Source organism: Celeribacter neptunius (assembly GCF_900113955.1).
Lineage (GTDB): Bacteria > Pseudomonadota > Alphaproteobacteria > Rhodobacterales > Rhodobacteraceae > Celeribacter > Celeribacter neptunius.
In genome coordinates this window covers 80,248-94,995 of the sequence record NZ_FORH01000002.1, presented here as the reverse complement: position 1 = coordinate 94,995, position 14,748 = coordinate 80,248, and the positions used below count along the sequence as shown (strand labels likewise).

General features: G+C 63.7%; 9 protein-coding genes. 6 read left to right on the top strand and 3 right to left on the bottom strand.

Annotated elements, in window-relative coordinates; all coding sequences use genetic code 11:
- The first annotated feature begins 3 nt into the window (after positions 1-3).
- The 5 genes from glgC (at position 4) to BM151_RS06565 (ending at position 8,424) form a co-directional block, all read left to right on the top strand.
- On the top strand, positions 4-1,263 hold the full coding sequence (glgC, locus tag BM151_RS06585; protein WP_090059361.1) for a glucose-1-phosphate adenylyltransferase: 1,260 nt from the start codon (positions 4-6) through the stop codon (positions 1,261-1,263).
- Positions 1,263-2,696 carry a glycogen synthase GlgA gene (gene glgA, locus BM151_RS06580; protein ID WP_090059360.1) on the top strand — a complete coding sequence of 478 codons (1,434 nt, stop codon included), beginning with the start codon at positions 1,263-1,265 and terminating at the stop codon, positions 2,694-2,696. Before glgC ends, glgA begins: the two co-directional genes overlap by 1 nt.
- Positions 2,693-4,783 (top strand): glycogen debranching protein GlgX, encoded by a 2,091-nt coding sequence (gene glgX / locus BM151_RS06575; protein ID WP_090059358.1) that lies wholly within the window; start codon positions 2,693-2,695, stop codon positions 4,781-4,783. The genes glgA and glgX overlap by 4 nt, the downstream gene beginning before the upstream one ends.
- Positions 4,776-6,677: a 4-alpha-glucanotransferase gene (locus BM151_RS06570; RefSeq protein ID WP_090059356.1), complete on the top strand. Its 1,902-nt coding sequence runs from the start codon at positions 4,776-4,778 to the stop codon at positions 6,675-6,677. Before glgX ends, BM151_RS06570 begins: the two co-directional genes overlap by 8 nt.
- A 115-nt stretch (positions 6,678-6,792) precedes the next feature.
- On the top strand, positions 6,793-8,424 hold the full coding sequence (locus tag BM151_RS06565) for an alpha-D-glucose phosphate-specific phosphoglucomutase (RefSeq protein WP_090060086.1): 1,632 nt from the start codon (positions 6,793-6,795) through the stop codon (positions 8,422-8,424).
- Positions 8,425-8,599: 175 nt separating this feature from the next.
- On the opposite strand, the gene BM151_RS06560 is transcribed toward BM151_RS06565, so the two are convergent.
- Both BM151_RS06560 and BM151_RS06555 read right to left on the bottom strand, forming a co-directional pair.
- Complete coding sequence (locus BM151_RS06560; RefSeq protein WP_177213049.1) at positions 8,600-9,094, bottom strand: P-loop nucleotide/nucleoside kinase family protein; 495 nt, start codon at positions 9,092-9,094, stop codon at positions 8,600-8,602.
- A gap of 247 nt (positions 9,095-9,341) precedes the next feature.
- Positions 9,342-10,631: an Nramp family divalent metal transporter gene (locus BM151_RS06555; protein ID WP_090059355.1), complete on the bottom strand. Its 1,290-nt coding sequence runs from the start codon at positions 10,629-10,631 to the stop codon at positions 9,342-9,344.
- A 235-nt stretch (positions 10,632-10,866) separates the two neighbouring features.
- Between BM151_RS06555 and mntR the strand changes: the two genes are divergently transcribed.
- Positions 10,867-11,295 (top strand): manganese-binding transcriptional regulator MntR, encoded by a 429-nt coding sequence (gene mntR, locus BM151_RS06550; protein ID WP_090059354.1) that lies wholly within the window; start codon positions 10,867-10,869, stop codon positions 11,293-11,295.
- A 327-nt stretch (positions 11,296-11,622) separates the two neighbouring features.
- On the opposite strand, the gene BM151_RS06545 is transcribed toward mntR, so the two are convergent.
- Positions 11,623-14,733, bottom strand: a complete 3,111-nt coding sequence (locus tag BM151_RS06545; protein ID WP_090059352.1) for an efflux RND transporter permease subunit — start codon at positions 14,731-14,733, stop codon at positions 11,623-11,625.
- Between the last annotated feature and the right edge of the window lie 15 nt (positions 14,734-14,748).

Genomic DNA, 14,748 nt, shown 5'->3' with positions numbered 1-14,748 from the left:
GAGATGCCACATTCGACAAACCGGCTCGCACCACGCACAATGGCTTTCGTCCTGGCCGGGGGGCGGGGCTCACGGCTCAGGGAATTGACCAATGATCGGGTGAAACCCGCCGTCTATTTCGGCGGCAAGAACCGGATCGTCGATTTCGCCCTGTCGAACGCGTTGAATTCCGGCATCCGCAAAATGGCCATCGCCACGCAATACAAGGCGCATTCGCTCATTCGCCATATCCAGCGCGGCTGGACCTTTTTTCGGGCCGAGCGCAACGAATTCATCGACATCCTGCCGGCGTCGCAGCGCTATGAGGAAAGCACCTGGTATCGCGGCACTGCCGATGCGGTGGCACAGAACATCGACATCATCGACAGCTATGATGTGGATTACATCCTGATCCTCGCCGGCGATCACATCTACAAGATGGATTACGAGCTGATGATCCGTCAGCATGTGGAGACCGGGGCCGATGTCACCATCGGTTGTCTCACGGTTGATCGCAAAGAGGCCAAAGCCTTTGGCGTCATGGGCGTGGACGACAGCGACCGGATCACCTCGTTTCTCGAAAAACCCGCCGATCCGCCGGCCATTCCGGGGATGCCGAACAAATCTCTGGCCTCGATGGGGATCTATGTCTTCAACTGGAAATTCCTGCGCGAGCTGCTGATCAAGGATATGGAAGACAAGAATTCCAGCCATGATTTCGGCAATGACCTGATCCCGGAGATCGTCAAGAACGGCAAGGCGCAGGCGCATCGTTTCACCGACAGCTGCGTGCGCCCCGAAGGCGGCGAGGCCTATTGGCGCGATGTCGGTACGGTGGATGCCTATTGGAAGGCCAATATCGACCTGACCGATTTCACCCCGGAGCTCGACCTCTGGGACCGCAACTGGCCGATCTGGACCTATTCCGAGAACACGCCGCCGGCGAAATTCATCCATGACCGACCCGACCGGCGCGGCTCGGCGGTGAGTTCCATGGTCTCGGGCGGTTGCATCATCTCCGGCACGGAAATTCGCGAGAGCCTGCTCTTTACCCATGTGCGCACCAATTCCTATTCGTCGCTGGAGCGCGCCGTGGTTCTGCCCGGTGTCGAGATCGCCCGGCATTGCCAGCTCAGAAACGTGGTGATCGACCGCGGTGTGCAAGTGCCCGAAGGGCTGGTGGTCGGCTATGACGCAGAGGTCGATGCCCGCTGGTTCAGGGTCTCCGAGGGCGGCATCACCCTGATCACCCAGGATATGCTCGACCGGAGGGCAGAAGGCTGATGACACGGGTTCTCTCTGTCACCTCGGAATGTGTGCCGCTGGTGAAAACCGGCGGTCTGGCGGATGTCGCGGGCGCGCTGCCCGGCGCGCTGGCGCCGCTGGGGGTCGAAATGCGCACGCTTCTGCCCGGTTACCGCGCGGTGCTCGAGGCGCAGCCAGAGGCCGAGACCGTCTTCGAGGTCTGGGATCTCTTCGGCGGCTTTGCCCGCATTCGGCGCGGCAAGCTGGGCGATGGTGTGCTCTATATTCTCGACGCGCCACATCTCTATGATCGCGACGGCTCGCTCTATATCGGCCCAGATGGCCATGACTGGTGGGACAATCCGCAGCGCTTTGCCGCCCTGTCTCTGGCCGCCGCGATGATTGCCGCGCACGGGATCGAGGATTGGGTCCCCGAAGTCCTGCATCTGCATGACTGGCAGGCCGGGTTGACGCCGATTTACCTGCGCGAACTGGGCGCGGCGGAACGGGTCAAGACCCTAATGACCATCCATAACATCGCCTTCCAGGGATGTTTTGGCGCGGATATGGTCCGGACCCTCGGTCTGCCGCCGCAGGGGTTTTCCGAAAACGGCTTCGAATATTGGGGCCAGGTCTCGACGCTCAAGGCGGGGATCACTGCCTCGACCAAGGTCTCCACCGTCTCGCCGACCTACGCGCGCGAGCTTCTGACCGGCGAGTTCGGCCTCGGCATGGAAGGCATTCTGGCGAGCCGCGGCAATGATTTCACCGGCATCCTCAACGGCATCGACGAAGAGGTCTGGAACCCCTCCTACAAGACTCCCGCGGGCAAAGCGAAACACAAGGCAGCGCTGCGCGAGGAAATGCACCTGCCCGAGAGCGACGGGCCGCTGGCCGTGGTGATCTCGCGGCTGACCGGCCAAAAGGGGTTCGATCTGCTGCTCGAGGCGCTGCCGGAGTTTCTCGAACAGGGCGGGCAACTGGCGCTTCTCGGCTCGGGCGAAGGCTATTTCGAGAGCGCGTTTCGCGATGCTGCGCTCAAGTCGCCGCATGTCGCGGTGCGGATCGGCTATGACGAGGCCTTTGCCCGGCGGCTGATCGAGGGTGGCGATGCCATTCTGGTGCCGTCACGGTTTGAGCCCTGCGGGTTGACCCAGCTCTACGGCTTGCGGTTCGGCACATTGCCGGTGGTCTCGCTGACCGGCGGTCTGGCCGACACGGTGATCCATGCCAATCCGGCGGCGCTCTCCGCCGGCGTGGCCACCGGGCTGCAATTCTACCCGACCACGGCGCGCGCCCTGTCGCAGGCGCTGACACGGCTTTGCGAGCTTTATCGCAAACCGAAGATCTGGCAGCAGATGATGAAAAACGCCATGGCCCAGCCCGTCGGATGGGACACGTCCGCAGCCGCCTATGCGGATCTGTTCCGGGAGATGCTTGACCCGACCGGTGAGGCAGACGACACGAAATGAGTTCATTGACGATCCTTGGCGGTCATGCCGCACCTCTTGGCGCCACATTCGATGGCGAAGGCGTTAATTTCGCGGTGTTTTCCCAACATGCCCGTCGGATCACGCTTTGCCTGTTCTCGCCGGACGGGCGGGCGGAGACCCATCGCATCGACCTGCCGGAGCGCGATGGCGATGTCTGGCACGGCTATGTGCCGGGGCTCCGGCCCGGTCAGCTCTACGGTTTGCGCGCCGACGGGCCCTATGCGCCGCATGAGGGCCATCGCTTCAATTACAACAAGCTGCTCCTGGATCCCTATGCCAAACGCCTGACCCGGCATCTCGACTGGCATGACAGTCTGATGGGCTACAAGGTCGGCCATGACGCGGTGGATCTCAGTTTCGACAAGCGCGATTCAGCGCGCTACATGCCGCGCTGCGTGGTCGAAGATGTGCTCTTTGCCTGGGGACGGGACAAGCCGCCGCACACGCCGACCTCGCAATCGGTGATCTATGAGGCCCATGTCAAAGGCCTGACCCAGCTGCACCCGGAGGTGCAGCATAAGGGCAAGTTTCTCGGGTTGGCTTCAGAGCCGATCCTCGATCACCTCGTTAAGCTCGGGGTGACGGCGATCGAGCTTTTGCCGGCGCAAGCCTTTCTCAATGATCGGTTTCTGGTCGAGAAAGGCCTGGTGAATTACTGGGGCTATCAGACGCTCGGCTTCTTTGCCCCCGATCCGCGCTATCTCGCCCATGATCAGATCGCCGAGTTCCAGCACATGGTCGCCCGGCTGCATTCCGCCGGCATCGAAGTGATCATGGACGTGGTCTACAACCACACAGGCGAGGGCAGCGAGCTGGGTCCGACGCTGTCTTTCCGTGGTCTCGACAACCGAAGCTATTATCGCCTGGCCGACGATCCGCGCTATTACATCAACGACACCGGCACCGGCAATACGCTCAATATCGATCACCCGATGGTGCTGCGCATGGTTCTGGACAGTCTTCGGTACTGGGTCGAGGTGATGCATGTCGACGGCTTCCGCTTCGATCTTTGCACCACGCTGGGACGCACGCCGACGGGGTTCGACCGTGGCGCCTCTTTCTTTGATGCGATCCGTCAGGATCCGGTGCTCACTCGGGTCAAACTCATCGCCGAGCCCTGGGACATTGGCCCGGGGGGCTATCGGGTCGGGGGCTTCCCGCCGCCGTTTCTCGAATGGAACGACAAGTTCCGCGATGGTATCCGCCGGTTCTGGCGCGGTGACGCGGGCCATGTGCCGGTGCTGGCCGACCGGATCACCGGCTCGGCCCTGCAATTCGATCATTCCGGACGCCCGGCCACGGCTTCGGTCAATTTCGTCACCGCCCATGACGGGTTCACGCTGACGGATGTGGTCAGCTACAGCCAGAAACACAACGAGGCCAATGGCGAGGGCAATCGCGACGGCCACAATGACAACGCTTCGGCCAATCTGGGCGTCGAAGGCCCGAGCTCAGACGAGAAGATCCTCGAGGCACGGGCGCGACGCCGGCGCAACCTCGTGGCCACGGTCATGTTTTCGCAAGGCACGCCGATGATCCTCGCGGGCGACGAGCTGGGCAATTCGCAAATGGGCAATAACAACGCCTATTGTCAGGACAATGAAATCGGCTGGATCGACTGGTCGGCGTGCGACCCGGATTTCCTGAAATTCGTGCAGCGGCTGATCGCCTTCCGGCGCGAACACCCGATCCTGCGGCAGAAGCGCTTCCTGCATTCGCGCGAACGCATTCTCGACGGTATGGAAGATCTGTTCTGGTGGCGCCCGGACGGCACGCCGATGCGGGATCTCGACTGGTCGGCGCCAGAGATCAAGGCGCTCTGTGCCGAAATGCGCATCGCGTCGGGCACGCCCGCCTATGCGCAGCGCGAAGAGGCCCTGTTCCTGATTTTCAACCGTGGCGAGGCGGTCTCGGTCAAATTGCCCGATTGTCCGCCGGGCCGGCGCTGGCGGCTCTGGATCGACACGGGCCATCCCGAGATCGAGGGCGAGGTGATCGACGGGCCGCTGTTGCGCGCCAGCCATGAGAGCACATTGGCGCTGGAACTGGAGGCCTATAGTGACTGATCTGCGTCTTGAACTGGCCTATGCGCGGGGAATCCACGCGGAATATTACGACCAGATGGGCGTGCATCACGTGACCCCGGTCGACACGGCGGTGGCGCTTTTGAAAGCCATGGGCATCGCGGCCGAGACCGAAGATCAGGCGAGGACGCATCTCGCGGCGGGCGACGGGCATCTGCCCTGGGATATCGTTTTCGAGGCCGGGACGGCCCCCTGGCTCGACATCGGTGACAGCGCCTGGGTGCTGACCCGCGAGGATGGCACCGTGATCGAGGGGCAGGGCGCCGGCAGCCTGCCGGAGCTGCCCCTGGGCATCCATCGCCTCGTGGCCGAGCTACCCGACAGGCAACAGCGGATCACGCTTCTGGCGGCGCCGGTAACGATCCCGCTGCCCAAGCGCGGCTGGGGCATGACCGCGCCGCTCTATGCGCTCTCGAAAGCCGGGATCGGCGCCTATGGCGATCTCCTGCCACTGGTCAAGAGCCTCGGCGCCAAGGGGGGCGGGTTTCTCGGGATGAACCCGGTCCATGCGGGCTTCCCCGCCGATCCCGGCATGTTCAGCCCCTATTCGCCCTCGCATCGCCGGCGGCTCAATATCCTGCATCTCGACACCAGGACCGGCCGGACCGGCCCGCTGGTTGATCATCGCCACGAGGCACCGCTGCGTCTGGCCGCGCTGCGCAAGGAATTCGACGCGCATGCCTTTGCTCCGGCCTTCCTCGACTATCTGCAGGCGGAGGGACGTTCGCTCGAGACCTTCGCGCTGCATCAGGCGCTCTCGGATATCCATGGTCCGAGCTGGTCCACCTGGCCGGAAGAGCTTCAGCACCCGGACAGCCCGGCCGCCGAGGCGGCGCGCGCGGAGCTGCGCGAAGAGATCCTGTTTCACAGCTGGCTGCAATGGAAGGCGGAGACCGCCCTGGCCGAGGTTCAGGCGGAAGCGATCGCCGCGGGCATGTCGCACGGGCTCTATCTCGATCTGGCGGTCGGCACCCATCCGCACGGGGCGGAGACCTGGGAAGACCGCGACAGTTTTGCCTTCGGCGCCTCGCTCGGCGCACCGCCCGATGCCTTTTCGGCCGATGGCCAGAACTGGGGGCTTGCGCCCTTCAACCCGATTGCACTCAGGGACAGCGCCTATGCCGCGCTCTCGGAGACCTTCGCCCGCCAGCTCAAGGTCGCGGGCATGCTCCGCGTCGACCATATTCTCGGCTTCGAGCGCACCTTCTGGGTGCCCGAGAGCGCGGGGGAAAAGCTTCCGGGGTCCTATGTGACCATGCCGCGTGACTCGATGCTCGCCGTGGCCCGGATCGAGGCGGCGCGTGCGGGCGGCGGCGCCAATGGCGGCAACGGTGGCATCATCATCGGTGAGGATCTCGGCAATATCCCGGACGGGCTCAGAGGCGCACTGGCGGGGGCCGGCGTGCTGGGCTGTCGCGTGGCGATGTTCGAGCGCTGGAACTGGCAGGACCCGGAATTCAAACCCGCCGAGGCCTATGACGAGGCGGCGATCGCGTCATTCTCCACCCATGACCTGCCGACATGGCAGGGCTGGCGGCAAGGCGCGGACATCACCGCCCGGCGCAAGGCCGGCGGCATCAAAGCGGATCAGGAGGACCATGAGCTGGCGCATCGAGCCCGCGAAGTGGCCGCGATCGACCGGCTTTTGCCCGATCCGGGGCAGGATGCGCTGCATGATTTCCTGGCCAAAACCCCCTCGCGGCTTGTGGCCGTGCAGGCCGAGGTGATTCTTGGTATGGTGGACCAGCAGAACCTGCCCGGCACCACCGAGGAATATCCGAACTGGCGTCTGCGCCTGCCGGAAGACAGCACGGCGCTGGCCTGCGATGAGATGCTGGAACGTGTGGCAACGATCATGCGGCAAAACGACAGATAAGCGTGCGAAGCGAGAGTGTTACACGCGACGGTTAAGACGGGTCGGCAGCGCCAGGACGCGCCGGCTGAGAAAGAACAGAGCTTTGGACAGAGAGTTGAGAGAGGAACGGATGATCATGACGCGACAGGTGGTTGCCACAAGCCCGATCGAAGGACAGAAACCGGGAACCTCAGGTCTGCGCAAGAAAACGCCCGTGTTCATGCAGCCGAAATATCTGGAGAACTTTGTTCAGGCGATTTTCAACGGCACCGGTGGCGCCGCGGGCAAGACCTATGTGCTGGGCGGTGACGGGCGCTATTTCAACGACCGCGCGGCGCAGGTGATCCTGCGCATGGCGGCCGCCAATGGCGCCAGGAAAGTCATCATCGGTCAGAATGCGCTCCTGTCGACGCCGGCCGCCTCCAACCTCATCCGCAAACGCGCGACCGATGGCGGCATCATCATGTCGGCCTCGCACAACCCGGGCGGTCCGAAGGAGGATTTCGGGGTCAAATTCAACACCGCCAACGGCGGTCCGGCGCCCGAGGGCGTGACCGAGGCGATCTTTGCCGAGACCAAATCGCTCAGCGAATATGCCATTCTCGAGAGCGCCGACGTGGATCTTGCCACGCTCGGCACCACCATGCTGGGCGAGATGGAAATCGAAGTGGTCGACCCGGTCGCCGATTACGCCGAGCTGATGGAAAGCATTTTCGATTTCGGCGCCATTCGCGCGCTCTTCGCCTCGGGCTTCACCCTGCGTTTCGATGCCATGCACGCCATCACCGGCCCCTATGCCAAGGCCATTCTCGAGGAGACGCTGGGGGCGGCCGAAGGCTCCGTCGTCAACGCCGTGCCCTCGCCGGATTTCGGTGGCGGTCATCCGGATCCGAACCCGATCTGGGCCAAAGAGCTGATGGATCTGATGTTTTCCTCCGAGGCGCCGGATTTCGGCGCGGCCTCGGATGGCGATGGCGACCGCAACATGATCGTTGGCCGCAACGCCTATGTCACGCCTTCGGACAGTCTCGCGGTTCTGGCCGCCAACGCCTCCCTGGTGCCGGCCTATGAGGGCGGTCTGAAAGGCGTGGCGCGCTCCATGCCGACCTCGCGGGCGCTGGACCGGGTGGCCGAGAGCCTCGGGATTGCCTGCTATGAGACGCCCACGGGGTGGAAATTCTTCGGCAACCTGCTGGACGCCGGGCGTGCGACGCTCTGTGGCGAGGAAAGCGCCGGCACCGGCTCTGATCACGTACGCGAGAAGGACGGTCTCTGGGCCGTGCTGTTCTGGCTCAACGTGCTGGCGGTGCGCAAGCAGAGCGTGGAAGAAATCATGGCCGATCACTGGGCCCGGTTCGGCCGCAACTATTATTCGCGCCATGATTATGAGGCGGTGGACAGCGAGGCGGCCAACGGTTTGATGAACGCCCTGCGCACGCGGCTGCCGAACCAGCCGGGCCGCGAGGTCGAAGGCATGGTGATCGAGGCGGCGGATGAGTTTGCCTATGACGATCCGGTCGACGGGTCGCGCTCCGAAGGGCAGGGCATCCGCATCCTGTTTGCGGGCGGCGGGCGGATCGTCTTCCGTCTGTCGGGAACCGGCACCGAGGGGGCGACGCTCCGGGTCTATCTCGAAAAGGTCGAGACCGAGGTGGCGGCGCTGCAGGACAATCCGCAAAACGCGCTCTCCGGTATCATCTCTGCGGCGGACAAGCTGGCCGAAATCCGGGCGCGCACGGGTCGCAACGCACCGGATGTGATCACCTGAGGCAGGAGATGAGGGTCTGCTTTGCCGGACAAAGCGGACCTCTTGGCGCGGAACAAGGCGAAGCCGCCGCGCCTGCGCCATGCTGAAAGCATGCCTCCGGCATGACCCCGTCCCGGCGGGCGAGCGCAGGCGCTCTGTCCCAACGTCCCCAAAGGGCCCATCCCCCCGGTTTTCGTCACTCAGCTCCGTGTCTCACCACATGGAAACCTTCGGTCTCCGTCGGCGGGACGAAATGGCTGGTGATCTTGCGGAATTGCTCTTCGCTGACCTCGAACGGATGCTCCCCTGCGGCAGAGCGCGCCCGCATCCGCGTGAGACAGATCTCGTCGGGCAGATCGAGAAAATGCAGCTCATGTGCGGCTTGGGTCCGGGCGATGAGTTCGCGCATCCAGTGGCGGGTCTCCAGCGTGTTGGCCGGAAAATCCAGCACCACCGAGGTGCCGGCGCGCAGAAGCGCCAGCACATGCGGCGCCATCACCCCGCGCAGTTTCTCGGCGCAGCGGATATAATCCGGAATCGTCGCCATCTCTGTGCCGTAGAGCGCGTTGAGCCAGTGGTCTTCGGAGATCACCACCGTGCCGGGCGCTTGCCCGAGCCGGGTCGCGAGGGTGGATTTGCCGGAGCCGATTTTGCCGCACAGAAGATGCAGCATGGGAGAGGTCTTGGACATGAGAAACCTGTTCAAAAGGGCGCAGATCTGCGCGGGAAAGCGATCACGTGAGGGACAGAACCCGACCCGGCGCAGGCCCGGCCCGTCTGGGTCCGCGCCGCATCAGGCCGGGATGATAATTCGCGCGGTCTGTGTCGCCGCGCGATGCAGGGTGATCTGTTGAACAGGATAGGTCATGCACGGAACCTGCCAGAGCCGGCCGCGCATGTCCATGCCAGAGGGCGCACAGGCAGTGTTCGGGGGGCGATCAGCCGACCAGGAAGGGGATCGGCACGCCGAAGGCCTGCGCCAGCAGGATGAAGTTCAGCGACAGAACGGCAATGGCGCCAAGGATCGCCAAGATGCGGATCACCGGCCCGATGGCGAAATTCCCCATGATGTCGCGCCGTCCGGAAAAGATGATCAGCGCGATCATCGGCACCGGCAAGGCGATCGAGAGGATCACCTGCGAGATCACCAGCGCCTGCGTGGCATTCACGCCGGCGGCGACCACGGCAAAGGCCGGGACCATGGTGATCAGGCGCCGGAGCCAGATCGGGATGCGGATATGCAGGAACCCCTGCATGATCATCTGACCGGCCATGGTGCCCACCACCGAGGAGGAGACCCCGGAGGCAATCAGCGAGGTCAGGAAGATCCCCGCCGCCGCCGCCCCGAGAAGCGGGGTGAGCGTGTGATAGGCGGTTTCGATTTCGGCCACTTCGGAATGGCCCTGATGAAAGGCCGAGGCGGCCATCATCACCATCGCCATATTGACCATGCCCGCGACGGCGAGCGCCAGCACCACCTCGGTGTTGGAGAATTTGAGCACCTTGCGCCGGTCGTCTTCGTTGCGGACCACGGCGCGGCCCTGAGTGAGGCCGGAGTGCAGATAGATCGCGTGCGGCATCACCGTGGCACCGATGATGCCGACGGCAATGGTCAGCGCGGCGGCATCGGGCAGGTCGGGGGTGATCAGCCCCATGCCGGTGGCCGGCCAGTCGATCGGCGCGATCAGGATCTCGGCCAGGTAACACAACCCGATGACACCGACGAGCGCGCCGATGATCAGCTCCATCGGCCGGAAGCCGCGGCCTTCGAACACCAGGATCGCATAGGTGACAATCGCGGTGATCGCCATGCCGACAATCAGCGGCAGGTTGAACAAGAGCGACAACCCGATGGCGCCGCCGAGGAATTCCGCGAGGTCGGTGGCCATCGCCGCCACCTCGCTCACCGCCCACATGACCCAGACCACGGGGCGGGGGAAATTGTCGCGCGAAAGTTCCGCGAGGTTCTTGCCGGTGACGATGCCCAGACGCGCCGAGAGCGCCTGAAACAGCATGGCGATCAGATTGGCCATCAGGACGACCCAGAGGAGCGTGTACCCGTAGCCGGCGCCGGCCTGGATGTTCGTGGCGTAATTGCCCGGGTCCATATAGGCCACCGAGGCGATGATCGCGGGGCCGGCGAACAGAAGCCTGCCGCGCCAGCCGCGGCGCTCGCCGCTCAGAACGGCGGACATGCCGGCGCGGGCCGAATGGGTAAGATCGTTCATCGCAGGAAGAATCCTATGTGCGGAATGCCGAGTTTGCTTTTGCTGGAAAATATAGCCAAGGCTATTTCATTTGCAATCGTGAATTTCGAACCGTTCCAATGTCGCTCAGGCCGGTGATTGAAAAGCATTGGCAAGATCTGAAGCCTTGGCTATAAATCTTTCCCACGAAAGCGACTTGCCTTTGTCCGGGGTTTCGGGTGAAAGGCACGCCTCTTTGATCAGCCGGGAGGGCAGTATGGCAGAGCAGCAGGCGGACGAGATCCAGACACCCGCAGACCGGTTTGCCCGTGCCCGCGAGGCGCAATCCATGGCGATTCTGGAAGATTACGTCGAAATGGTCGGTGATCTGATCGAGGAGCTGGGCGAGGCCCGTGTGGCCGATATCGCCGCCCGCATGGGGGTGGCGCAACCCACCGCGACCAAGGCGATTGCCCGGCTCAAACGCGAGGGGCTCGCCACCTCGCGCCCCTATCGCGGGGTGTTCCTGACCGAAGAGGGCGCCGCCCTGGCCGATAAGGTGCGGGCGCGTCATCGCACCGTGGTGGAGCTTCTGGTCGCCGTCGGCGTGCCCGAAGAGGTGGCGGAGCTCGACGCCGAAGGCATCGAACACCATGTTTCGGAACAGAGCCTGCAGGCGTTCGAACGGTTTCTCAAAGCGCGGTGACCGGGCGGGCTGGAGACCGGCCATGCGACATCCGATTGCACGCCTGATGCCGGCGCTTTTGATCCTGACACTTTTGATTCTGGCGCTTTCGGTCCTGGCGCATGGGGGGGGCGCGCGCCATATGCTGCATGCCATAGGATGCATCATGTGTGCGGTGGGCTACTGGTGTTGCTCTTCGTTCTTGTTGTTGTTCGAAACACGATGGTTCGATGGCTCTGGCGCAAACTTGCCGGGCTCTTCATGGCCGGGCACTCCCGAGGGCAAGCGTGGTGCGAAACGAAAAAGGCCGGGCAAAACGCCCGGCCTTTTCTTGTTTTGTAGGGCCGATCAGGCGCTGGCTTTTTTGCGCCCGCCGAAGATCTTGAAGATGATCACGAAGAACAGCGGCACGAAGAGAATGCCGAACACCGTCCCGGTGATGGTCCCGCCGAGCACGGCGGCGCCCACGGCGGTCCGGCCACCGGCGCCCGCGCCCGAGGAGAGCACCAGCGGCACCACGCCGAGCGAGAAGGCCATCGAGGTCATGATGATCGGGCGGAAGCGCTGTTTCGCCGCGGTCAGCACGGCCTCGAACAGATCCTTGCCAGCCTCCACCTGTTCGCGGGCGAATTCGACGATCAGGATGGCGTTCTTGCCGGTCAGACCGATCACGGTCAGCAGGCCGACCTGGAAGAACACGCCGTTCTGGAAGCCGAAATGCCAGGCGGTGAACAGGGTGCCGAGGATCCCCACGGGCATGGCGAGCATGACCGAGAAGGGAATGGCCCAGCTCTCGTAGAGCGCCGCGAGACAGAAGAAGATCGCCGCCAGCGACAGCAGATAGAGCATCGGCGCTTGCGAGCCGCTGTCCTTCTCCTCGAGCGACAGGCCGGTCCAGGCCACCGAGAACCCGCCGGGGATCTGGCTGACCAGGTTTTCGATCTCGGCCATGGCTTCGCCGGTCGAGACGCCCGGGGCGGGCGAGCCCTGGATCTGCATCGAGGGCGTGCCGTTGTAGCGGGTCAGACCCTGCGGGCCGTAGACCCAGCGCTCCGAGGTGAAGTTGGAGAAGGGCACCAGCTCGCCGGCGTTGTTGCGCACCCGCCATTTCTGCAGATCTGCCGGGGTGGCGCGGCTGTCCGGGTCGCCCTGGACATAGACGCGTTTGGTCCGGCCGCTGTCGTTGAAGTCGTTGACATAGGACCCGGCCATGGCAATCGACAGGGTGGTGCCGACCTCGGAGGGCGACACGCCCATGGCCCCGGCGGCGCGCCAGTCGATGTCGAGTTTGAACTGGGTCGCATCTTCCTGGCCCGAGGGGCGCACCGAGGCGATGAGCGGGCTTTGCCCGGCCATGCCGAGGAGCATGTTGCGGGCCTCGAGGAGCTGTTCGTGGCTCTGACCGCCCTGCGCCTGCAGGTAGAAGTCAAAGCCCGAGACATTGCCCAGTTCGATCACCGCCGGCGGCACGATCGGGAAGGCCATGGCCTCCTGAATGCCCATCATCGCCGGGAAGGCGCGCCCCGCCATGGCTTGCGCCGATTGTGCGGGCGAGGGGCGTTCTTCCCAGTCTTTCAGCCGGACGAAGGCGAGGCCGTTGTTCTGCCCCACGCCGGAGAAGGAGAAGCCGACCACGGAGAAGACCGAGTCCACATTGTCGCTCTCGGCGGAGAGGAAATAGTCACGGATCTGGTCGGTGGCGGCCTGGGTGTTCTCTGCGGTCGAGCCGGACGGCCCCTGTACCAGCGCCATCATGATGCCCTGATCCTCATCGGGCAGGAAGCCCGTGGGGGTCTGCATGAACAGCCAGACGATGCCGCCGCCCATCAGGGCGTAGACCATGAACATGCGCAGCGGGCGGCGAATGATAAAGCCGACCGTGCCGCCATAACCACCGGAGAGTTTCTCGAAGGCGGTGTTGAACCAGCCGAACGGACCACGATGGGTGTGATGCGCATCCTTGCCGCGCAGGAGCGTGGCACAGAGTGCCGGAGTCAGCGTCAACGCCACCAGCACCGACAGGCCCATGGCCGAGACGATGGTGATCGAGAACTGGCGATAGATCACGCCGGTGGAACCGCCGAAGAAAGCCATCGGCACGAACACGGCGGAGAGCACGAGCGCGATACCGATCAGCGCACCGGTGATCTGATCCATGGATTTCTTGGTGGCCTCGCGTGGCCCGAGCCCTTCCTCTTCCATGATCCGTTCGACGTTTTCCACCACCACGATGGCGTCATCGACCAAAAGGCCGATGGCCAGAACCATGGCGAGCATGGTCAGCACGTTGATGGTAAAGCCGAAGGCCGCCAGGATCGCGAAAGTGCCCAGGATAACCACCGGAACCGCCAGCGTCGGAATGAGCGTGGCGCGGATATTCTGCAGGAACAGAAGCATCACGAAGAACACCAGGACGATGGCCTCCATCAGGGTCTTCTGCACCTCATGGATCGAAATCTCAATGAAGGGGGTCGTGTCGTAAGGGATCACATAGGTCATGCCCTCGGGGAAGAACTCGGCATAATCCTCGATCATCGCGCGCACACGGTTCGACGTGTCGAGCGCGTTGGCCCCCGGTGCCAGCTGGATCGCCATGCCGGAGGCGGGTTTGCCGTTGTATTCGGCGATGGTCATGTAGTTTTCCGCGCCGACTTCGACCTGGGCGACATCGCCGAGCAGGACAAGCCCGCCGTCCTGTTCGGAGCGCAGGATGATGTTGCGGAAATCTTCCGGTGTTTCCAACAGCGACTGTGCGGTGATGGTCGCGGTAAAGGCCTGACCGCCGGGCGAGGGCAGAGAGCCGAAAGACCCGGCCGAGATTTGCGCGTTATAGCCGGAGACCGCGTTGGTCACATCCGAGGGCGTCATGTCGAACGCCGTAAGTTTCGACGGGTCGAGCCAGATCCGCATGGCGTATTTGGCGCCGAACACCTGGGTGCCGCCGACACCTTCGACGCGGCTGAACGCATCCACGAGGTTGGAGTTGAGATAGTCCGAGAGGTCGGCCTGATCCATGCTGCCGTCCTCGGAGATCACACCGATCACCATCAGGAAGCCGGCGGAGCTCTTCTGCACCGTCACACCTTGACGCTGCACCGCATCGGGCAGAAGCGCCGTGGCCTGTGACAGTTTGTTCTGCACCTGCACCTGGGCGATGTCCGGGTCGGTGCCGGTCTCGAAGGTTAGGGTGATCGAGGCCGAGCCCGAGGAGGTTGACGAGGAGGACATGTAGCGCATGCCGTCGAGCCCGGTCATCTGTTGTTCGATGATTTGGGTGACGGTATTGGCCACGGTCTCTGCCGAGGCACCGGGGTAGGTGGCCCGCACCGAGACGGAGGGCGGCGCGATCTGCGGATATTGCGCCACGGGCAGGGTGAAGATCGACAACAGGCCGATCCCCATGATGAGAATGGAAATCACCCAGGCAAAAACCGGGCGGTCGATGAAAAAGCGTGCCATGAAAGGTCCTTTCGC